21 protein-coding genes are annotated in these 20,643 nt (G+C 73.1%); 14 read left to right on the plus strand and 7 right to left on the minus strand.

Annotation, left to right across the window (positions count from 1 at the left end):
- Window positions 1–58: 58 nt before the first annotated feature.
- Together IH09_RS23630 and IH09_RS23635 are read left to right on the plus strand one after the other, a co-directional pair.
- Window positions 59–730 (plus strand): TetR/AcrR family transcriptional regulator, encoded by a 672-nt coding sequence (locus IH09_RS23630; protein ID WP_052859474.1) that lies wholly within the window; start codon window positions 59–61, stop codon window positions 728–730.
- A gap of 175 nt (window positions 731–905) precedes the next feature.
- Complete coding sequence (locus IH09_RS23635) at window positions 906–2,435, plus strand: MFS transporter (RefSeq protein WP_052859475.1); 1,530 nt, start codon at window positions 906–908, stop codon at window positions 2,433–2,435.
- A 60-nt stretch (window positions 2,436–2,495) separates the two neighbouring features.
- Here the strand turns inward: IH09_RS23635 and IH09_RS23640 are convergent, their stop codons facing one another.
- Complete coding sequence (locus IH09_RS23640; RefSeq protein WP_052859476.1) at window positions 2,496–2,993, minus strand: MarR family winged helix-turn-helix transcriptional regulator; 498 nt, start codon at window positions 2,991–2,993, stop codon at window positions 2,496–2,498.
- 134 nt (window positions 2,994–3,127) lie between these two features.
- On the opposite strand from IH09_RS23640, the gene IH09_RS23645 reads away from it, so the two are divergent.
- The 3 genes from IH09_RS23645 to IH09_RS23660 all read left to right on the plus strand — a co-directional run bounded on the left by IH09_RS23645 (window position 3,128) and on the right by IH09_RS23660 (window position 6,468).
- Window positions 3,128–3,895, plus strand: coding sequence for a dioxygenase family protein (locus tag IH09_RS23645; RefSeq protein ID WP_094794432.1), 768 nt, complete (start codon window positions 3,128–3,130; stop codon window positions 3,893–3,895).
- A gap of 504 nt (window positions 3,896–4,399) precedes the next feature.
- On the plus strand, window positions 4,400–5,407 hold the full coding sequence (locus IH09_RS23655; RefSeq protein ID WP_052859479.1) for an alpha/beta hydrolase: 1,008 nt from the start codon (window positions 4,400–4,402) through the stop codon (window positions 5,405–5,407).
- Window positions 5,408–5,526: 119 nt separating this feature from the next.
- Complete coding sequence (locus IH09_RS23660) at window positions 5,527–6,468, plus strand: alpha/beta hydrolase (RefSeq protein ID WP_052859480.1); 942 nt, start codon at window positions 5,527–5,529, stop codon at window positions 6,466–6,468.
- A gap of 316 nt (window positions 6,469–6,784) precedes the next feature.
- Here IH09_RS23660 and IH09_RS23665 read toward each other — a convergent pair whose 3' ends face one another.
- Together IH09_RS23665 and IH09_RS23670 are read right to left on the minus strand one after the other, a co-directional pair.
- Window positions 6,785–7,834 carry a questin oxidase family protein gene (locus IH09_RS23665; protein WP_052859481.1) on the minus strand — a complete coding sequence of 350 codons (1,050 nt, stop codon included), beginning with the start codon at window positions 7,832–7,834 and terminating at the stop codon, window positions 6,785–6,787.
- Window positions 7,835–8,080: 246 nt separating this feature from the next.
- Window positions 8,081–8,830: a hypothetical protein gene (locus IH09_RS23670; protein WP_052859482.1), complete on the minus strand. Its 750-nt coding sequence runs from the start codon at window positions 8,828–8,830 to the stop codon at window positions 8,081–8,083.
- Between the two features lie 348 nt (window positions 8,831–9,178).
- Here IH09_RS23670 and IH09_RS39275 point away from each other — a divergent pair, with 348 nt between their 5' ends.
- Window positions 9,179–9,373 carry a hypothetical protein gene (locus IH09_RS39275; RefSeq protein WP_190233386.1) on the plus strand — a complete coding sequence of 65 codons (195 nt, stop codon included), beginning with the start codon at window positions 9,179–9,181 and terminating at the stop codon, window positions 9,371–9,373.
- 210 nt (window positions 9,374–9,583) lie between these two features.
- Window positions 9,584–10,192 (plus strand): pyridoxamine 5'-phosphate oxidase family protein, encoded by a 609-nt coding sequence (locus IH09_RS23675; protein WP_110952535.1) that lies wholly within the window; start codon window positions 9,584–9,586, stop codon window positions 10,190–10,192.
- 276 nt (window positions 10,193–10,468) lie between these two features.
- Here the strand turns inward: IH09_RS23675 and IH09_RS23680 are convergent, their stop codons facing one another.
- Window positions 10,469–11,065, minus strand: coding sequence for an ABC transporter permease family protein (locus IH09_RS23680; protein WP_052859484.1), 597 nt, complete (start codon window positions 11,063–11,065; stop codon window positions 10,469–10,471).
- Window positions 11,066–11,210: 145 nt separating this feature from the next.
- Complete coding sequence (locus IH09_RS23685) at window positions 11,211–11,828, minus strand: GNAT family N-acetyltransferase (RefSeq protein WP_052859485.1); 618 nt, start codon at window positions 11,826–11,828, stop codon at window positions 11,211–11,213.
- Between the two features lie 172 nt (window positions 11,829–12,000).
- On the opposite strand from IH09_RS23685, the gene IH09_RS23690 reads away from it, so the two are divergent.
- The 4 genes from IH09_RS23690 (at window position 12,001) to IH09_RS23700 (ending at window position 16,400) form a co-directional block, all read left to right on the plus strand.
- A complete protein-coding gene (locus IH09_RS23690) occupies window positions 12,001–13,002 on the plus strand; it encodes a sigma-70 family RNA polymerase sigma factor (protein WP_052859486.1) in 1,002 nt (333 codons plus the stop codon).
- 272 nt (window positions 13,003–13,274) lie between these two features.
- Window positions 13,275–13,448 carry a hypothetical protein gene (locus tag IH09_RS40150; protein ID WP_318279532.1) on the plus strand — a complete coding sequence of 58 codons (174 nt, stop codon included), beginning with the start codon at window positions 13,275–13,277 and terminating at the stop codon, window positions 13,446–13,448.
- A complete protein-coding gene (locus IH09_RS23695; protein ID WP_446750510.1) occupies window positions 13,406–14,869 on the plus strand; it encodes an IS1634 family transposase in 1,464 nt (487 codons plus the stop codon). The genes IH09_RS40150 and IH09_RS23695 overlap by 43 nt, the downstream gene beginning before the upstream one ends.
- A 502-nt stretch (window positions 14,870–15,371) precedes the next feature.
- Window positions 15,372–16,400, plus strand: coding sequence for an NAD-dependent epimerase/dehydratase family protein (locus IH09_RS23700; RefSeq protein ID WP_052859487.1), 1,029 nt, complete (start codon window positions 15,372–15,374; stop codon window positions 16,398–16,400).
- 114 nt (window positions 16,401–16,514) lie between these two features.
- On the opposite strand, the gene IH09_RS23705 is transcribed toward IH09_RS23700, so the two are convergent.
- Together IH09_RS23705 and IH09_RS23710 are read right to left on the minus strand one after the other, a co-directional pair.
- Window positions 16,515–17,627 carry an ATP-binding protein gene (locus tag IH09_RS23705; RefSeq protein ID WP_052859488.1) on the minus strand — a complete coding sequence of 371 codons (1,113 nt, stop codon included), beginning with the start codon at window positions 17,625–17,627 and terminating at the stop codon, window positions 16,515–16,517.
- Window positions 17,620–18,429, minus strand: coding sequence for a response regulator transcription factor (locus IH09_RS23710; RefSeq protein WP_094794092.1), 810 nt, complete (start codon window positions 18,427–18,429; stop codon window positions 17,620–17,622). Before IH09_RS23710 ends, IH09_RS23705 begins: the two co-directional genes overlap by 8 nt.
- 103 nt (window positions 18,430–18,532) lie before the next feature.
- On the opposite strand from IH09_RS23710, the gene IH09_RS23715 reads away from it, so the two are divergent.
- The 3 genes from IH09_RS23715 to IH09_RS23725 are packed head-to-tail and all read left to right on the plus strand — an operon-like array spanning window position 18,533 to window position 20,600.
- Entirely contained in the window at window positions 18,533–19,330 is a 798-nt protein-coding gene (locus IH09_RS23715; RefSeq protein ID WP_052859489.1) for a glycosyltransferase family 2 protein, read from the plus strand.
- Window positions 19,327–19,947 (plus strand): TIGR04282 family arsenosugar biosynthesis glycosyltransferase, encoded by a 621-nt coding sequence (locus IH09_RS23720; protein WP_052859490.1) that lies wholly within the window; start codon window positions 19,327–19,329, stop codon window positions 19,945–19,947. Before IH09_RS23715 ends, IH09_RS23720 begins: the two co-directional genes overlap by 4 nt.
- The gene (locus IH09_RS23725) at window positions 19,944–20,600 is read left to right on the plus strand and encodes a class I SAM-dependent methyltransferase (protein ID WP_052859491.1); all 657 of its coding nucleotides are present in this window, start codon (window positions 19,944–19,946) and stop codon (window positions 20,598–20,600) included. Before IH09_RS23720 ends, IH09_RS23725 begins: the two co-directional genes overlap by 4 nt.
- Window positions 20,601–20,643 lie beyond the last annotated feature (43 nt).

The following is a 20,643-nucleotide window of genomic DNA, read 5'->3' on the forward strand; positions in this document are numbered from 1 at the left end:
AACGGGGAAGGTCTCCCCCTTTGGCGCGGACCCGGGACCGACAGGTGTCCCCGAAGCGATGAGAGGAGAGTGTGCCGCCGTGACCGCCACCGAGCGCCGTGCGAAGACCGAGCAGCCCAGGCTGCGGGCCGATGCCCTGCGCAACCGGGAACGGATCATCGCGGCCGCCCGCGAGACGATGGTCGAGTTCGGGGCCGAGGTCCCGCTCGACGAGATCGCCCGACGCGCGGGTGTCGGCAACGCGACGCTCTACCGTCACTTCGCGGATCGCCTGGAGTTGATCCACCACGTCACGCTCTCCGTCATGTCCCGTACCGCGGTCTGCGCGGAGAGTGCCCTCGCCGAGGAGCCCGATGCCTTCCGAGCGCTGACGCGCTTCGTCCACGCCGCCGTGGAAGAGCGGATCGGTGCCCTGTGCCCGCTGCTCTCGGAGAGCATCGACCCGGCCCATCCCGATCTGCTCGCGGCGCGCGAACGGCTGGAGGCGGCCGTCGAGGCCGTCATGGCCGCCGCGCGCGACAGCGGCCAACTGCGCACCGACATCGCCGTCGGTGACCTGATGGTCGCGCTCACCCAGCTCACCCGGCCGCTGCCGGGCGGGGGCTGTCTGGACTTCGACAAGTTCGTGCACCGGCACCTTCAGCTGTTCCTGGACGGACTGCTGGCGCCCGCGCGCTCCGAGCTCCCCGGCACCGCCGCCACCCTGGGCGACCTGAGGCGCCGCCGGTAACCCGGGAACCCGTTCCCGCGCGCGGCCGGCGACGCCCGGCCGCCCGTCTCCTGTCACCCGTCCCGTACCGCCCGTCCTGCCTCCCGCACGTATCGCACACCTCCACACGCACGCACCTCACCCGTCCCGTACTCCGCTCATCGCTCCTCATACGCACCACTAGGTGGATCCCGCCATGCCTGAAACAGCCACGACTGTCGATCCCCGGCGCTGGAAAGCGCTGATATTCATCGCCCTCGCGCAGCTGATGGTCGTCCTCGACGCGACGATCGTGAACATCGCGCTGCCCTCCGCCCAGGCCGATCTCGGCATCACCGACGCCAACCGCCAGTGGGTCATCACCGCCTACGCGCTGGCCTTCGGCGGGCTGCTGCTCTTCGGCGGCCGGCTCGCCGACCTGTGGGGCCGCAAGCGCACCTTCACCATCGGCCTCGTCGGCTTCGCGATCGCCTCCGCGCTGGGCGGGGCCGCGGCCAACCAGGGGATGCTGCTCGGCGCGCGGGCGCTGCAGGGCGTCTTCGGCGCGCTGCTGGCCCCGGCCGCGCTGTCGCTGCTGGCGGTGACCTTCACCGAGGCCAGGGAGCGGGCCAAGGCGTTCGGCATCTTCGGCGCGATCGCCGGTGGCGGCGGCGCCGTGGGGCTGATCCTCGGCGGGGTGCTGACCGAGTACCTGAACTGGCGCTGGACGTTCTTCGTCAACATCCCGTTCGCCGTGGTCGCCGCGACCGGCGCCGTCCTGGTCATCCGCGAGCCCGCGGGCAGCCGCAACCCCGCCAAGCTGGACGTCCCCGGTGTCATCCTGGCCACGCTCGGCCTGGTCTCGCTCGTCTACGGGTTCACCCGCGCCGAGTCCGACGGCTGGGTGGCGGGCCCCACGCTCGGCCTGTTCGCCGCGGCGGCCGTGCTGCTGCTGGCGTTCGTGCTGGTCGAGTCCAAGGTGAAGGCCCCGCTGCTGCCGCTGCGGGTGGTCGCCGAGCGCAACCGCGCGGGTGTCTACGCCTCGCTGGGGCTGGCCGTGATCGGCATGTTCGGTCTCTTCCTGTTCCTGACCTACTACCTCCAGATCGTGAAGGGCTACACCCCGGTCGTGACCGGGCTCGCCTTCCTCCCGATGATCGTGGGCATGATCACCGGCTCCACGCAGATCGGCGCCCGGCTGATGACCCGCGTCCGGCCGCGGCTGCTGATGGCGCCCGGCTTCCTGGTCGCCGCGCTCGGCATGCTGCTGCTCACCGGGATCGACCTGGACACGTCCTACCCGGCGCTGATCCTGCCCGGCTTCCTGCTGCTGGGGCTCGGTATGGGTACCGCGTTCATGCCGGCCATGTCGCTGGCCACGCACGGTGTCCAGCCGCGTGACGCGGGAGTCGCCTCCGCGATGGTCAACACCTCGCAGCAGGTGGGCGGCGCGATCGGTACGGCCCTGCTGAACACCATCGCGGCCAGCGCCACCACCGCGTACGCCGCCTCGCACGCGGCCGGCGCCCGCTCGGCCGACCTGCTCAAGCTCCAGTCGATGGTGCACGGCTACGCCAGCGCCATCTGGTGGGCGGTCGGCATCCTCGTCCTCGCGGCGGTGATCGCCTTCACCCTCATCAACACCGGTCACCAGGGCGGCGGTTCACCGGCGGCCTCGTCCGGCGACGGCAAGGACGCGGGCGCGGACGGGAACGCCGACGCGCAGATCCCGGTCATGGTGCACTGACCGGTACGGGCGGAGCGCCCGTACCGCACGAGGCGCCGGCCTCCCCGTCCCTCCGCCCGATCAGCGGAGCCAGGGGAGGTCGGCGCCTTTCGGCTGGAGTCCCTCGGCCATCACCTGGCAGATCTCGGCGAGCTGGCCGACCTGCTCGGGGGTGAGCCGGTCGAATATGGCGGCCCGGACGGCGGCGACATGGCCGGGGGCGGACTTCTCCAGCATGCGCATCCCGTCGTCCGTGAGGACGGCGTTCTGGCCCCGCTTGTCGGAGGGGCAGTTCTCGCGGCGCACCCAGCCGTTCTTCTCCAGGCGGGCGACGGCGTGCGAGAGCCGGGAGCGGGTGATCTTGGCGTTCTGGGCCAGGTCCGTCATTCGCATCCGGCGCCGGGGGGCGCGGGAGAGCTCGACGAGGAGGCCGTAGTAGACGTGCGGCATCCCGGCGTCGCGCTGGAGCTGGCGGTCGAGGTGGTCCTCCAGGAGCGTGGTGGCGTGCAGATAGGACTGCCAGGCGTTCTGCTCCTCGTCGCTGAGCCAGCGCGGCTCGGCTGCGGCTTCGTTGCTCATACCATCCAGTCTCTCACCGTTCCAGTGTTTCTTGAAGTTTTAACAATGCAGGGTTATTGTGAAATGGCAAGAGCTTGAACTTTAAAGTTCATCGACCATGTCACGCAAGAGGCTGTGGAGTTGTGATGTCCGTGATGCCGGCCCTCTATCTCAGCCACGGCGCGCCGCCGCTCGCCGACGACCCGGTATGGCCCGGCCAACTGGCCGACTGGTCCGCCGGGCTGCCGCGCCCCCGGGCCGTGCTGATCGTCTCCGCCCACTGGGAGGAGGCCCCGCTCGCCCTCGGTGCCACCGAGACGGTGCCGCTCGTTCACGACTTCTGGGGCTTCCCCGAGCGCTACTCCCAGGTGCGCTACGCGGCCCCGGGCGCGCCGTTGCTCGCCGAGCGGATCCGCAAGACGCTGCGTACGGCCGGCACGCCCGTCCAGGACATCCCGGACCGCGGGCTCGACCACGGTGCGTACGTACCGCTCGTCGAGATGTTCCCGGCCGCCGACATCCCCGTACTCCAGGTCTCGCTGCCGACCCTCGACCCGCGCCGGCTCTTCGAGATCGGCCGCAAGCTCGCCCCGCTGCGCGAGGAGGGCGTACTGATCGTCGGCAGCGGCTTCTTCACGCACAACCTGGCGGCGCTGCGGCAGCTCGCGGACGGTCCGCCGTCCTGGTCGGCGGAGTTCGACGACTGGGGGCGGCGGGCGCTGGAGGCGCAGGACCTCGACGCCCTCTTCGACTTCGCACACCGCGCCCCGGCCGGCCTGCTGGCGCATCCGCGCACCGAGCACTTCGCGCCGCTGTTCGTGACCCTGGGGGCCGCGGACGCCCAGGGGCAACTGGACAGCGGGCGCAGCGTGATCGACGGATTCTGGATGGGGCTGGCCAAGCGGTCGGTGCAGTTCGGCTGAGGGGCCCGCGCGGCCGAGGGGCGGGGGCCGCGTACGGCTGGAGACCGGGTACGGCCGGGGGCGATCGGCCCCCGGCCTTCGCCGTTCCTGGTGACCGCGACCGCGAGTGACCACCGCCGTGCCTGCCGCGGGGCGCGGCATCGGCGAACCGGGCTCCGTACCGAACGTCGCCGCCGTCAGCCTGGCCCGGAAATGCGGGGAGCGGGTGAGCGGTATCGCCCCGTTCCGGTCGCACGGGTCCTGCCCGTCTCGCGGGTCCTTCCGGTCGTACGGGTCCTTCCGGCGACGGCCCTCCGGCGCATCCGCCGGGGCCCCGGAGCCGACGACCGTACGCCGGCCCCTGGAGGAATGCGGGCACCTGGCCGTACAACTGCTGTTGACCGGACTCGCCCACGCTCCGACGGCGCGGGAGACCGTACTCCGCGCCGAACCGGTCGGGCGCCGGACGACCTGACCGCTGCCGCCGCCGTCCGCCGATCGCCTCCGCTCCGGAAGGACCCCGCCATGGATCCCGCACTCGAAGCCCTCGCCGAACAGGTCGCCCGGCTCGTGCCCCGCGCCGATCTCGGATGGCCGGAGCCGTGGCTGGAGCCCGCCGCCGACCGGACCGGCTGGGCGGCCCGGGTCGCGGAGCTGCGCGCGGTGCACAACCGGCGCGTCCTGGACGGCGCCGACGCCCTGGCGAAGGCCGCGCCGCCCGTCGCCGACCCGGCGGACGGCGCGGAGGCCGCGGCCGCGGACGTCAGGGAGGTCACCATCGAGGTGGCCGGCGGCACCATCTCCGCGCAGCTCCACCTCCCGCGCGGGAATGGCCCGTTCCCGGCGGTGGTGCACTTCCACGGCGGTGGCTTCTGGACGGGCGACGGCGCGGTGCTCCGGCGGCTCGACGGTGCGCTGTGCGCCCGGCTCTCGGCGCGGCTCACCGCCGTCGTCGTCAACGTGGACTACCGGCTCGCGCCCGAGCACAAGTTCCCGCAGCCGGTGGAGGACGGTTACGCCGCCGTGCGCTGGCTGGCCGGGCACGCGGCCGAGTTCGGCGTCGACCCCGGCCGGATCGCGGTGTCCGGTGTCAGCGCCGGCGGCACCATCGCGGCGGCGGTCTGCCTGCTGGCCCGCGACCGGGCCGCCCCGTCGATCCGCTTCCAGGCGCTGCTGGCACCCGCCCTCGACCTCAGCGTGCACCTGCAGTCCGAACCCGGCGGGTTCCGGGACGAGTTCCGCCGCTGCATCGACCTGTACCTCGCGCTCTGGCAGGACCGCCGCGATCCGCTGGTCTCGCCGGTCCACGCCGAGGATCTGTCGGGCCTGCCCGATGCCTTCATCGGCACCGGAAGCCACGATCCGCTCCGCGACCCCGCCGAGCTGTACGGGCTGCGCCTGGCGCGGGCCGGGGTGGCCGCGACCGTGCGGCGCTACCCGGCGACGCACACGGTGGCGCTCCCGGAGACCCGGGCGGCGCGCACCGCCGACCTCTTCGCGGCCCTGGACGCGGCCTTGCGCACCACCGGCTGACCGCCCGTCCCGCCGCCGATACCGCGTCTCGTCGGAATCACCGTTACCACCGATATCTCTGACAACACTGCCCCGCAGCCTCGCCGATGCCCCCGCCCCGCCGACCCAAGGAGACCCGGATGCCGCTGCTCCCCGCCCTGGAGTGCTACCTCAGCCAGCTGCCGCCCCACGACCCGGATCTGACGGTCGAACAGTTGCGCGCGTGGGGCGCCGCCATGGGCTTCGACGGTGTCGTCGAGCCAGGTCCGGAGCTGTCCTCGGTGACCGACCGGGAGATTCCCGTCGCGGGCGGCACGGTCACCGTCCGCGTCTACACACCCGAGGGCGAGGGGCCCAAGCCGCTGCATCTGTATCTGCACGGCGGCGGGTTCTGCCTGGGCACGCTGGCCATGGTGGACGACGAACTGCGGTTCCGGGCGCGGGACTCCGGCTGCGTGATCGTGTCGGTGGCCTACCGGCTGGCGCCGGAGTGCCCTTACCCCACGGCGGTCGAGGACAGTTACGCCGCGTTGCTCTGGTGCCGGGACCACGCCGCCGAACTCGGCGCCGACGCCGGCCGGCTGACGGTCGGCGGGGCGAGCGCCGGCGGCAACCTCGCCGCCGTCCTCTGCCTGGTCAGCCGGGACCGCGGCGGTCCGGCCATCCGGTTCCAGCTCCTGGAGATCCCGCTGACCGACGCGCGCGGCACCCTGCCCTCCCGGACCGAACTGGGCCAGGGGTACGGCATGGGCAAGGCCGACCTGGACCGGATGGGCGACTGGTACCTGGGCACGGACCCGCGACGCAGGGTCGACCCGTACGCCTCGCCGCTGCTCGCCGAGGACCTGACCGGACTGCCGCCCGCCTTCATCGTGACCTCCGAGTACGACCCGCTCCGCGACGAGGGTGAGGCGTACGCGCGCCGCCTCGTCGAGGCCGGTGTGCGGACCACACTCAAGCGGTGGCCCGGCATGCTGCACGGCACGCACTCCCTGACCGCCATGCTGCCCGAGGCCGCACAGTGGCGCGACACCTGCAGCCGGGCGCTCGCCGAAGCGGTACGGCGCCTCCGCGCCGGCTGATCCGTGGGGAGTCCGGGTGCGGAACCGGTGTAGGGAACCGGTGTAGGGAACCGGTGTACGGAACCCGGGTGCGGAGCCCGCAGCTGCGACGGGCGGCGAGGGCTCGCCGCGTTGGCCGGCGGTGCCGCGCAGCCGGCTGGCGGGCTCGGTATCCCGGCCGGTGGCTCCGTACCCCGGCAGGCGGGCTCGGTATTCCGGCCGGCGGCCCCGTACCCCGGCAGGCGGGCTTCGTATCCCGGCCTGCGGCCCCGTACCCCGGCCGACCCACCTCCGGATCCCGTTCGCGGGCCTCATTCACGGGCCTCATCCGCGGGCCTCAGTGGAAGGGCGGGATCAGCTCCAGGGAACGCAGGGCGGCGGACAGGGCGCGGTCGTCGCCCGCGGGCGCCCAGGAGGCCACGTCCAGCGCCGTATCGGTCAGCTTGATCGCATGCTCGTCACCGTGCGCGGCGGCCCGTTCGAAGACCTCGTCCGGGGTGAGCGTGCCGGCCCGCAGCCGCGGCAGCGCCGCCTCGGGGGAGTAGACGGAGGTGATCGCGGCGCTGGCCGCCCAGGCCGCGCCGAGCGAGGGCGCCCACAGCTCGCGGGGGAGCACGGGCAGGGTGCGCAGGACGGCGTTCGGGGCGGTCGCGGCGTGGACGAGCATCACCCCTTCGCCGTGGCCGTAGTCGAGATAGCGGTGGACGGCGGCCTGGACGAGGGCGGTCAGCTGGGCGCGGGCGGCGTCCGGGTCCTGCGGGGTGGCCACGGACTCGGCCGCCGCCAGCCAGCCCTCGGTGCCCGGGAGTTGGGCCAGGCCATGGAGCAAGCCGCCCTGCTGGTCGGCGATGGCCGGGAGGGCGGCGAGCGCATCGGCGGGGGAGGCCGCGCCGGTGGGTCGCACGGTCAGCGGCAGCGCGGTGTGGCGGGCCGCCCAGTAGCCGAGGGCGTGCGCGAACTCCGCTATGCGCGGCGCCTCTTCACCGTCGTCCAGAAGGATGCGGACGGCGTGCCCGACACGGATGACGGGATGCGTCGCGGCACCCGCGATACCGGGCAGCAGCCGCGGCCACCACTCGGCCAGCACCGCCCGCCACGGACGCTCGGCGACCTGCCGTCCCATGTACGTGGTCCAGTCGGTGACCCGGCGGGGATCGCCCAGCGCCTCCTGCCAGTTGGCGTCCGTGATGCGGGTTTGGGCGTCCGGCAGGTCCTCCAGCTTGGTGGCGTAGTGGTCCACCCAGCGGTGGACGGTGCGCGCCTGACCGTGCCGGACCAGTGCCTCGACGGCCATCGGACCGTGATTGGAGAGATAGCCGTTGATCTCGGGGCCGGTGGTGTGCAGGCGCTCCAGAGCTTCGTCGAGGGTGCCGCTCGTCGTATCCATGCCCCGAGGCTAGGTCGGCGCCCGGCCGGGCGTAACGGGCTGTGGCCCTACACCGCGGGTCGTACGGCCGGGGGCGGGGGTGGGGGGTCCGCCTCGGGGCGTAGGCCCGGTCCGACGGGGCGCGTGACTCACGCGCGGGCGGCGCGTCCCGGCCGGTGCGGGGCGGGGTGGTCTTCCGGACGACGAGTGAGCGCGGCCGGAGCCACCCCCGCCGGAGGTGGCTCCACCGCGCAACTGGACGGGTATTCACTCGTGGGCGCTGATGATGCCGCCGTTGCTGAGCACGATGTATACGCCGTTGGCGTCGACCCCGACGTCGTGCTGGTTCGTCTCCAGCGTGGCGTACACCGCGCCCTCGTGGCCGAGGATCTGCGCGCGGTACCGCAGCTCGCCGAGCTTCGTGACCTTGGCCGTCCAGCCGCCGGCGAGCTTGAAGGTGCCCGGTCCGGTCTGTCCGCCACCCATCCAGGAGTGGACCTCGCCGCCCAGCGTGAGCACCACGAACATGTCGTTGGCGTCGAGCCCGTCGTCGTGCTGGTTCGTCTCCAGCGTGGCCAGAACCGAACCGCGGCTGACGATCTTGGCGCGGTAGTGCTGCTCACCGAGCTTGTAGATCTCGGCCTTGCTGCCGTCCACCAGGGGCTGGGTGCGGACCGGGGACGCCGCCCTGCCTCCGCCGGCGGTGTGCCCGGTACCCGACTGCTTGCCCGCGCTGCCCGCAGTGCCCGCCTTGGCGTCGACCTTGCTGTCGGCCTTGCTGTCGGCCTTGGCGCCGGGGCCCGCCTGGGCGTCGGAGCCCTGCGCTCCGGCGGGGGAGCCCGTACCGCTGGACTCGGCGGCGACCGTGCTCATGTCCGCGTTGCCCGCGGCCTTCGTGCCGGCGGCGTCCGAGCCGGAGCAGGCGGTCAGGGTGAGACCGGCGGCCGCGGTCAGGGCCGCGACGGCGAGACGCAGGGTGCGGCGACGAGCGGTGCGGGCAGTGGTGTTGGAGCTCATTTCGGGTTCCCCCTGGGGCGGTCGGTGTCGTGCTCTCCTCGGTACGACAACCACTCTGCCCGGGGCCACTATCGCGGGGCTGCCACTCCGCTAACACCCGGCTAACACGGGTGCGAGGGGCGGAAGGATGCCGGGGAACCCGAAGGGCCAGGGCGCGGCCGGGTGGCGCGCCGTCGTGAACTGCCCGATGCGGAAAGGGAGTTCGTCCGCGCTGGGCGGCACCTTCCGGCGGTTGCTCCGGGCGACCCGAGTCGGCGATTTATCTTGATGTCGAGATAACTTGATGTCGAGATGCTTTGGTGTCGGGACATCTTGCGAAGGAGGTTCCGATGCCCATCGACTTCCACAGTGCGGCCAACCGTCTCACCTACGCGGGCGCACGGCGGGCGGCGCGATCTCCTTGCGCGTACCGGCGGGCCGATCCCGCACGAACTGGACGACGGCCAACTCGCGGACCTGGCCCGCCATATCGAGGCCCGGCTCCCGGACGGCGCCCCCATTCGGGAGAGCGGCCACTGGACGCTGCGGACCGGTTGCCGCTGAGCGGAGGACGTCGGTCTCCGCCGGGCCGATCGCTCATCGCTCCACGGTTCCGGCACCGGAAAGGTGGCCATGCCGGGCGGGCTGGACGTTTCTCGGCCTGTTCGGCAATCGCCCCCTCGCCTGCCTGCCGGAGGCAATGGGCGCCGGAAATCCGTACCGGCCGGAGATAACCGGACAGCAGGTGTCGGGTATTGCGGTGAAGGTGGCGTCATGACGAGTGACAGCACGGGTGCAGGCGGGCACGGGTACGGCGGGGAGCGTGGGGGCGACGGAGACAGCGGGGACGTGAGTGCCGGACGGGCGGGCAGTGGTGCCGTGGGCCGGTCGGTCGGCTGGGCGGGGGTCCTGGCGGCGGAGCCGGACTTCGCGCGGCGGGTGGCGGACCGCTTCGGCACGTTCAAGCACCACATCCTGGGCACCCTCCGCAAGGACGGTTCGCCGCGGCTGTCCGGCCTGGAGGCGGACTTCCGGTACGGGGAACTGTGGCTGGGCATGATGTCGGGCTCGCGCAAGGCGCTGGACCTGCGGCGCGACCCTCGCTTCTCGCTGCACGCCAATCCCGGCGCCGGTACGGATCTGGCCGGCGGCGATGTCCGGGTGTCCGGGCGGGCGGTCGAGGTGACCGACCTCGGGGTGATCGCGCGCTATGCGGCGGAGGTACGGCCGCCGGAGCCGTTCCATCTGTTCCGGGCGGAGCTGACGGAGGTGGTGCGGACGTCGGTCGAGGACCCGTATCTGGTGCTGGAGAGCTGGCGGCCGGGCCGGCCGCTGCGCACGGTCCGACGCGGGTCGGAGGATGCGACGCTGCGGGTGGACTGAGAGGGGCGGGGTGGGGTGGAGCGGGCGGGGGCCGGGCCGGGCTCGGGGGTGCCGGGCCTCGGCCTCGGTTCCGGTCCAGGTGCCATCCGGTGAGCCCGGCTGACGGGGCTCGGTGGTCGGTCCTCGGTCGCCGGCCTTCGGTGTGCGCCGGCCGTCGATACGAGCCGACTGTCAGCGCGAGAAGGCGCAAGAAGGCGCGAGTGGGCACGAGAAAATGCGTGAAATTGCGTGAAGTTGGGTGAAAGGCGGGTGAACACCGATGCAGGCGCAGGGAGTTCAGTGAGCAGCCTGGTGGGGTCCGTGCGGATGGCGCGGCTGGTGCGGTCGGCGTGGCCGGTGCAGGCCGTGCGGTTCGCGGATGCGGTGGGAGCGGAAGAGGTACAGCGAGACGAGGAACATCGCGGCGCCCATGATCAGGCCCCAGGTACTCGACTTGAGCACCGTCTGCCCGCCGAGGCTGTAGAGCCAGCCCATCGCGGAGCCGAAGAGCGCGCCGTACGCCAGCGCCCGCACCTCGGTGATCAGGGTTGACTGCTGACGTACCAGGAAGACTCCCAGCGTTCCGGAGACCACGGCCGCGATCAGCCCGAGCAGTGCGGCCTGGCCGCCCGTGGCGCCGCTCGCATGGTCGATGAAGATCGTGTAGCAGCCAAAGGCGACCGCCGCGATGACCGGCAGTGCCACGGAGAGCGGGACGCGATGCCCGGCCCTCGCCTCGGTTCCCGTCCCGGGCCCGGCCCGGTGGTGCGGCTGCCCGGCCTTCCCGTCCGCCGTGCGCGACTGCGGCTCGACGGCCGTCGCACCGTGTTCCACCTCGACGGCGCCGTGTGAACGCGCGGCCCGCGCACCACGCCGGTGAGCATGCAGATCCATGACGGGCTCCTCTCGCCTGCCCCTCCTGTCCAGGCGACACCCGGGCGCGGCCCCCGTCAACTGGATCAGCCCATCGCACCGGCCGGGACGGGCGGGCCGACGGGCGGCCGCAAGCCCGGATCCGGGCCCGGCGCCGCTCCTGCCGTCACCCCAGGCGCTTCTCGTACCAGGCGACGTCCCAGTAGCGGCCGAACTTGTGGCCCACCTCCCCGTAGGTACCGAGGTGCCGGAAGCCGAAGCGGGCGTGCAGCCGGGCGGACGCCTCGTTCGGCTGGGTGATCCCCGCGTACGCGCGGTGCACGGCCTCGTCGGCGAGTGCGTCGAACAGCGCCTGGTAGAGCAGTGTGCCGATACCGCGGCCGACGGCGCGCGGGGCGCAGTAGACGCTCACCTCGACGGAGGTCGCGTAGGCCGCCTTCGGGCGGAGCGGGCCGCTGGTCGCGTATCCGAGCAGCGCCGTCCCCGCCGTCCCCGCTGTCCCGGCTGTCTCCGCGGTGGCCGTCCGGGCGTGGGCGGCGTGGGAGGCAATGGCCCCTTCTTGGGAGGTAATGACCCCTTCTGTCGTCTCCTGGGCAACCAGAAGGCGGTGCGGGCCGTCTTGGGGGTGGGAGAGCAACCACGGACGGCGCCGTTCGGGGGAGAAGGGCTCCGTGTCGAATGTGACGGGCGTCTCGCGGACGTAGTGGTTGTACAGCTCCGTGAGGGCCGGGAGATCCGCCTCCGTGCCCGCCCTGACCTGCACTTCCCTGCATCTGGGCAGCATGTGGCCTCCCGGGGTGGGCCCGCAGGGTACTGCATGATCAGAAAAATAGGGACGCGGGATGGGAATTCTGTCCGGATTCCAGCCGTTGTTTCCTTCGGACGGGTACTTGGTCACCCACCGGGTTTCCCGCTCCAATGTCCCGCGACCGACTCATCGCAAAGGGAGCACACGCATGGCAACCCGTGCCGTCGCCCGTCGTCAGACCAGCAGCCGCGGTTCTGGCGGGGCCCACAGTGTTCGCGCCGTAGGCGGGGAGATCGCCGACCGCGACCTGGTCGGCATGTACCTCGACGAGATCGCGCGTACGCCCCTGCTCGACGCCGCCAAGGAGGTCGAGCTGTCCCAGACCATCGAGGCGGGTGTGTACGCCCAGCAGATCCTGGACGGCGTGGTCACCGACGGCAATGCCGCGGGGGCCGACCGTGCGGAGCTTGAGGCACTCGCCGCGGAGAGCGCCAAGGCCAAGGACGTCTTCATCCGGTCCAACCTGCGCCTGGTCGTGGCGGTCGCCCGCCGCTACCCGCGCGCGGGCCTGCCGCTGCTCGACCTGATCCAGGAGGGCAACGCCGGCCTGGTGCGTGCCGTGGAGAAGTTCGACTACGCCAAGGGCTTCAAGTTCTCGACGTACGCGACGTGGTGGATACGCCAGGCCATCACCCGGTCCATCGCCGACCAGTCGCGCACCATCCGGCTGCCCGTGCACCTCGTCGAGGAGCTGGGCCGGATCCGCCGGGTGCAGCGGGAGTTCAACCGCGAGAACGGCCGCGACCCGGAGCCGGCGGAGGTCGCCGACGAGCTGGGCTCCACGCCCGCCCGCGTCACCGACGTCCTGGACTGGGCGCGCGACCCGGTCAGCCTCAACATGTCGGTGGACGACGACGGCGACACCCAGTTCGGCGACCTGCTGGAGGACACTTCCGCGGCCTCGCCCGAGCAGTCCGTGCTCACGCTGCTGCGCAGCGAGGAGCTGGAGGATCTCATCGACCGCCTCGACCACCGCACGGCCTCGATCATCAAGGCCCGTTACGGCATCGAGGACGGCCGCGAGCGCACGCTGACCGAGGTCGGCAAGCAGCACGGCCTCACCCGTGAGCGGATCCGGCAGATTGAGAAGCACGCCCTGCTGGAGCTGAAGCGGATGGCGCGCGATACGGGCTTCGACGCGGCGGCGTAACCGCCCCGCGCATGCGCCGGACCGGCCGTCCGTGAGGCACGCGCCGTACCGGCTGTCTGTGACGCGCGCCGTACGGGCTGTGTGACGCATGTGCCGCACCGGCGGTCCGTGAAGCGCGCGCCGCACCCGCCATCCGTGACGCATGTGCCGCACCGGCGGTCCGTGAAGCGCGCGCCGCACTAGCCCCGTACTTCGCGGGTCGTCGATTCGGCTGGGGTCGGGGCTCGGGTGGTGTCCGATGTGGGCCCGGCGGCGTTGGTCTGGGTGTGTCGATGACTTCCCGTTCACCGCGACCGCGGACCGAGCGGCCTCGTATGGAGGTCGTGATCGAGTCCGTGGTGACCAAGCGTCTGGCGCTCTGCCTGTCGCTGCCGAGTTTCTGCGCCGGCTGGATGTCGCGGGGATCGTCGATGGCCTGTGCCCGCCTGATCCGCGGGCACAGCTGACGCATGGGCAGGTGGTCGAGGTGCTGGTGGCCAACCGGCTGACCTGCCCCGCGCCGCTGTTCCGCGTCGGGGACTGGGCGGCCGGGTGGGCGGTGGAGGAGGTCTTCGGCGTCGAGGCGGGCCTGCTCAACGACGATCGTCTGGCCCGTGCGCTGGACGCGATCGCCCCGCACCTGGACAAGCTCGCGGGCGGCGTCGCAGCAGGTGCGATCAGTGCCTTCGGCCTGGACGTGGCCCGGATCCGCTGGGACATAACCAGCATGTCCGTGCACGGGTCTTACCCCGAGGCCGGGCAGGACGGGGACTACCCGCAGATCCGTTACGGGCATCCCAAGGACCGGCGGGTGGACTTGAAGCAGGTCCAGGCCGGTCTTGGGGTGTGTGCCGACGGCGCCGTCCCCGTCCACGCCAAGGTCTTCGACGGCGGTGCCGGGGAGGTCGCCCAGGTCGTCGCTGCCATACAGACGCTGAAGGAACTCGCGGGCGAGAAGCGCCTGCTGATGGTCGCGGACTCCAAGCTGTACTGCTATACCAACATCGGCGCGCTGCTGGATGCCGGGGTGGACTTCATCGCCCCGGTGCCGGCCTCGGAGATCAGCGACGAGTTCTGGGCGGGCCTGGATGTCTCGCAGGCCGCCGAAGTGGACTGCACCGCCGAGCGGGAGGAGCGCCTGCCGCCCGAGCAGCGCGGACGCTACCGCGTGCTGGAGGATGTGCAGCCGGTTCCCGGGCCGCGCAAGCGCGATCCGGTCCTTCAGGTACGCCGGATCCTGGTGCACTCCTCCGGCAACGCCGCAGGCCAGCGCCAGGCGCGGGACAAACGTCTGGCCAAGGCCGCGGCCGAGCTGGAGAAGGTGCGGCGCGGGGCGGGCGGCCGCTATTACGGTACGGCCGAGAAGATCGCCGAACGCGTCGGGGTGATCGCCAAAACCCGCCGGGTCGCGTCCTGCCTGCGCACCGAGATCAGCACCGACGACAGTGGCCGGCCGATACTGGCCTGGCACTTCGACGAGCAGGTCCTGGCGGCGGAGGCGGCGGCCGACGGCTGGTACGCGCTCATCACCAGCTGCCCTGCCAAGCGGTGCGATGCGGCCCGCGTCCTGCTGGAGTACAAGGGGCAGGGCGACGTCGAGCGCCGCTACGGCGACTTCAAGGGGCCGCTCGCGGTAACCCCTGTCTTCGTCCAGCACAACCGGCGCGTCGCCGCGCTCATCCAGGTGATCTGCCTGGCCCTGCTACTGCTCTGCCTGATCGAGCGTCAGGTGCGACGGGCCCTGGAACGCGACGGCGACGGCAGGATGCACGGCCTGTATCCCAACGGCCAGCGGGTGCGGCCGACCGGCCGGATGATCCTGTATCACCTAGTACTCCAGCTCCGCCTCGGCGGTGCCACCGACCCGCCCACCGTGCTCATGGCCTGAGGAGTCCACCTCCACCTGCTGGACCTCCTCGGGCTTGAGGCGACACGGCCGCGCTGGCTGTAAACCTGATCCAGCGACCCGCGAAGTACGGGTCTAGCCACCGGCTCACACCTGCCCGATCGCCCCAGGCACACCACAACGTCAGCCGACACCACGCTTATCGGCCCGACGTGGAATAGCCCTGCCCCAACCTGGCTCAATTCAGCGAGCATTGGCAGAGAATCGCCTTGAGGAATGCGGATTCCTGGAAAGTCGTCATCGGCCTGCCCGCCGCGCACGTCCAAGACGCGCCCCTGGTCGCGCGGCTGTGCGGTCGGCCACCGGTATGCGCAGCGCGGCGAGAGCGTCGGGAGCGCAGGAGCGGACGGACCCGGTGGCCGCCCGCACAAGTCCCTGAGCGGCGGACTCACCGCCGCCGGCCGACCGGAGATCTTCTTACGGATCCGTGACATGCGGCCCGTCCGGCGCCTCGCCGGGGTCAGGGCGGCATAGCTTCGGGGGCATGCGCGTACTTGTGACTGGAGGAGCGGGCTTCATCGGCTCGCACATCGTCGCCGAGCTGGTCGAGGGCGGGCACGACCCGGTGGTCTTCGACCTGGCCGGCGACGGCCGGGACGTACGGGACCCGGCGGCGGTGCGGGAGGCCCTGGCCGGGGTCGGCGCGGTCTGCCACCAGGCGGCCAAGGTGGGCCTGGGCAAGGACTTCGAAGACGCACCCGGCTATGTGGCGGCCAATGATCTCGGTACGGCGGTCCTGCTGGCCGAGATGGCGAAGGCGGGGGTGTCGCGGCTGCTGCTCGCCGGGTCGATGGTCGTCTACGGCGAGGGGCGCTACGAGTGCGCCGCACACGGCGTGATCCGGCCCGGCCCGCGCGCCGAGACCGATCTGGAGGCCGGCCGGTTCGAACCGCACTGCCCGGCCTGCGGCGCCGACCTGGCACCCGGTCTGGTCGCGGAGGACGCTCCGATGGACCCCCGGAACGTCTACGCCACCACCAAGCTCGCTCAAGAGCACCTGGCGGCCTCATGGGCCCGCGCGACCGGCGGACGCGCGGTCTCGCTGCGCTACCACAACGTCTACGGGCCGGGGATGCCGCGCGACACGCCGTACGCGGGCGTGGCCGCCCTGTTCCGGTCCGCGCTCGCCCGGGGCGACGCGCCGCGCGTCTTCGAGGACGGGGGTCAGCGGCGGGACTTCGTCCACGTACGGGACGTGGCGTCGGCCAACGCGGTGGCGCTGGACGCCTTGGCGGACGGGCCGGGCTTCGCGGCGTACAACGTCGGCAGCGGCGATCCGCGGACCGTCGGTGACATGGCCGAGGCGCTCGCCGCCGCGTGCGCGGGCCCGGCCCCGGTCGTCACCGGCGAATACCGGCTGGGCGACGTCCGGCACATCACCGCCGACTCGGCGCGGCTCCGCCGCGAGCTGGGCTGGCGTCCGACGGTGCCGTTCGCCACCGGGATGGCCGAACTCGCGGCCGGTGCCGCAGGCCCGGCTTCGCGGGCGGCCGGGCTCGTCCCGCATCCGTAGAACTCCGCCTGGCGGGGGACCTGTCCCCGGGCCTCTCGTCCGGATCACGCCGAACTCGCGGGGCCCGGCACCGCGCCCCGATCCGGCCCGGCCCGGACGACAGGCCCTGGGGCCCTAGCCCGCCGGTGCCGGCAGGGTCAGTTCGAAGCGACAGCCGCCGGAGACATTGCGGACGTCGGCTCGGCCCGCGTGGGCCTCGACGATGCCCCGGACGATCGCCAGGCCGAGGCCGGCCCCCGAAGGCGGAGTGCGGGCCGCGGTGCCACGCCAGCCGGTGTCGAAGACGCGCGGGAGGTCTTCCTCGGGGATGCCCCCGCAGGCGTCGGTGACCGAGAGCACCACCGAGTCCGCGCGGCGTTCGGCGGCGATCGCGACCGTACCGTCGGCAGGGGTGTGCCGGATGGCGTTCACGAGGAGGTTGGAGAGCACGCGGGTCATCTCCTTGCCGTCCACCTCCACCGGGAGCGGTACGACGTCCTCGCCCGCCAGGCGCACACCGTGCTCCCGGGCGAGGGCGTCGGCGCCGGCCAGGGCGTCTCCCACCAGGTCGTGGAGGGACATCCGGGCGGGGCTGAGGGACAGCGCGCCCGCGTGGATGCGGGAGAGCTCGAAGAGGTCGCCGACCATGGAGTTGAGGCGGTCGACCTCGGTGCACATCTGGCGGTGGTAGCGGGCGGGGTCGGCCACCACGCCGTCCTCCAACGCCTCCGCCATGGCACGCAGCCCGGCCAGGGGGGTACGCAGATCGTGCGAGATCCAGGCCACGAGCTCGCGCCGGGAGGTCTCCAGGGCCCGCTCGCGTCCGCGGGAGGCGGCCAGCCGTTCGCTGGTGCGGGACAGCTCATCGCTCAGGGCCGCGAGTTCGGCGGGAGCGGGCACGAGCGGCGCCGTGAAGGTGCCCCGCTCTCCGAAGCTGCGGGCCGCACCCAGGAGTTCCCGGCACCGCCGTACGACCTGGCGGCCCAGGAGCAGCGCGGTGGCAAGCGACACGGCGGCCGCCATCGCGACGACCATGGTCACGACAGCCAGGTCGTGGGAGGACAGGAACATCGCCCATGCCACCGCGAGCGTCCCGGCGAGCATCGCGGACACGGCGACGGCAGCGACGACGGCGAGGGACACCGCGACGCTCCGGCGCCGCAGGATCCGCAGCGCCAGGGCTCCCAGCAGGCCGACGGCGCCCGCGCCGAGGAAGGCGTACAGGGCGATCAGCAGCAGGTCACGCACGGCCGGCCGCCGTCCCGGCGGCCGGTGGGGCCGCCGTGGCCGGGCCCGCCTCGAAGCGGTAGCCGGCACCCCAGACGGTCCGGACCAGCCGCGGGCTCGCCGGATCGTCCTCGACCTTGCTGCGGAGCCGGCGGACGTGGACGGTCACGGTGGACAGGTCTCCGAAGTCCCAGCCCCAGACCTCGCGCATCAGCCGCTCCCGGTCGCAGACCTGCCCCGGGTGCCGCAGGAAGTAGGCGAGCAGATCGAACTCCCGCAGGGTGAGGGCGAGCTCCCTGCCGTTCTTGCTGGCCCGGCGGGCCGCCGGGTCCAACGACAGACCCGCCGCGGCGAGGCGCTGCCCGCCGGCCGGCGCGGCGGCCGTCGCGCGGCGCAGGACCGACCGCACACGCAGGACGAGCTCCCGCGGGCTGAAGGGCTTGGTCACGTAGTCGTCCGCGCCCACCTCAAGGCCCAGGATCCGGTCGTCCTCGTCACCGCGCGCGGTGAGCATGATGACCGGGACCGGCCGGGTGCCGCTCTCCCGTTCGCGCACCCGGCGGCAGACCTCCAGCCCGTCCATGCCCGGCAGCATCAGGTCGAGCACCATGAGGTCGGGCGGGAGCTCCTCGGCGGCGCGCAGCGCGGCGGGGCCGTCGGCCGCCAGGCGCACCGTGAATCCGGCCCGCTCCAGGTACCCGGCCACGACCTCCGAGACGGTCGGATCGTCGTCCACGACCAGAACGCTGCCCAGGACACCGGCCTCATCGGTGCCGCCGGCGCGGTGCCCCTCGTACGCACTCTCCGCATAGCTCACTGCCATGGCCCCAGGTTGCCACCCGTCCGGCCCCGGCCGCGGCGGACGTACCCCTCGTCCAGGACGGTGTCCGCGTTTCGTAAGGTCTGGAAGCGCCCTTTCCTGGTTCATGATTCCTACGGTGTGGAGGGTGACTTCATCTGCTTGCGCACCGCCCCGCGCGGACCTCGTACTGCCCTGCCTCGACGAGGCCGAAGCGCTCCCCTGGGTGCTGGCGCGGGTGCCCTCCGGGTGGCGGGCCGTCGTCGTCGACAACGGGTCGACCGACGGCTCCGCCGACATCGCCCGCGGCCTCGGCGCGACCGTCGTGCACGAGAGCCGGCGTGGCTTCGGTGCGGCCTGCCACGCCGGGCTGCTCGCGGCACGCGCCGACCTGGTCTGCTTCTGTGACTGCGACGCCTCCATGGACCCCGGGCTGCTCGCCCCCATGGCCGCGCGGGTGGCATCGGGCGAGGCCGATCTGCTGCTGGGGCGGCGGCGCCCGCAGGGACGGGGTGCCTGGCCCGCGCACGCCCGCGCCGGAAACCTCGCCCTCGCCCGGATGCTGCGCCACCGCACCGGGCTGCGGCTGCACGACCTCGGACCGATGCGGGTGGCGCGCCGAGAGGCCCTGCTCGGCCTGGGACTGACCGACCGGCGCAGCGGCTACCCGCTCCAGATGGTCGTCAGAGCGGCCGACGCGGGCTGGCACATCGCCGAGACGGACGTCCCGTACCTGCCCCGCTCGGGGAAGTCCAAGGTCACCGGGACCTGGCGGGGCACCTGGCACGCCGTACGCGATATGCGCCGGGTACTGGCGGAGCCGCCGGGCACCCGGTCCGTCGCGGAGGGGGAGGTCTCCGGCCCGGAGCACTCGCCCCCGGCCCGCGCGGCACGGGCCGCCGCGGACGGGGAGGGCTCGGTATGAGCACCCTCCTCGTCATCGCCAAGGCGCCCGTCGCGGGCCGGGTCAAGACGCGTCTCACCCCGTACTTCACCCCGGAGCAGGCCGCCGATCTGGCCCGCGCCGCGCTTGCGGACACGCTCACGGCCGTGCTCGCCGCCCCGGCCGGGCGTCGTGTACTGGTCCTCGACGGGCGGCCGGGGCCCTGGGTGCCCGAGGGCATCGAGGTCGTGGCGCAGTGCGCGGGCGGGCTCGACGCCCGGCTGTCCGCGGCCTTCTCCCTCGCCGACGGACCGGCCCTGCTCATCGGCATGGACACTCCGCAGGTCACCCCCGGTCTCCTCGCCCAGGGCCTCGACTTCGACGGGACCGACGCCTGGTTCGGCCCGGCCGACGACGGCGGGTTCTGGGCGCTCGGCCTGGCCGAGCCCGATCCGGCGCTGCTCCTCGGCGTCCCCATGTCCGTTCCGCACACGGGGCGGGAGCAGCGCCGGCGGCTGACCGAATCCGGGCGCGCGGTACGGGACCTGCCCGAACTGTGCGACGTGGACACCCCTGCCGATGCGGCACGGGTCGCGGCCGCTGTCCCCGGCACTCGCTTCTCCGCCCTCCACGGCGGACTGCGCGCGGTGACGCGATGACCACCCAGCTGACCGAGCCCGCCGTCGCCTGGCGGGCCGACCCGTACGCCGAGGCGCTCCGCGCCGGCCGGGGCCCGCTCTACCTGCGCCGCGGCGACGGCTGGCTGCTGCCCTTGGAGGTCGAGCGGTGGTGCGCCGAAGCCGACGCGGCCGACGCCACCGTCCTCGACCGCTGTACGGGTCCGGTCCTGGACGTCGGCTGCGGACCGGGCCGCCTCGTCGCGGCCCTCGCCGCACGCGGGCACCGGGCCCTGGGGGTGGACGTCACGCCCGAGGCGGTGGCCCGCACGGTCCGTGCCGGCGGCAGCGCGCTGTGCCGGTCGGTCTTCGATCCGTTGCCCCGTGAGGGCCGCTGGGGCACCGTGCTGCTCATCGACGGCAACATCGGTATCGGTGGCGACCCGGCCGCCCTGCTGCGCCGCGCCGCCCGGCTGGCCTCACCGGTCGGCTCCCTGCTGGTCGAGGTGGCCACCGCGGACGTCGACGAACGCGTCGAGGTCCGCGTCGACGACGGCCGCGGTGGCCGTGGAGCGCCCTTCCGGTGGGCCCGGCTCGGCACCCGGGCGCTGTGCGCCGAGGCCGCGGCGGCCGGCTGGACCCCCTCCCTCACCTGGCAGGCCGCGGGTCGCGGCTTCGTGGACCTGCGACGCTGACCGGACCACGCGGACCGCACGGCGAGGGCTGATGCCGGACAGG

Source organism: Streptomyces celluloflavus (assembly GCA_000720995.1).
GTDB classification, from domain to species: Bacteria; Actinomycetota; Actinomycetes; order Streptomycetales; family Streptomycetaceae; genus Streptomyces; species Streptomyces celluloflavus.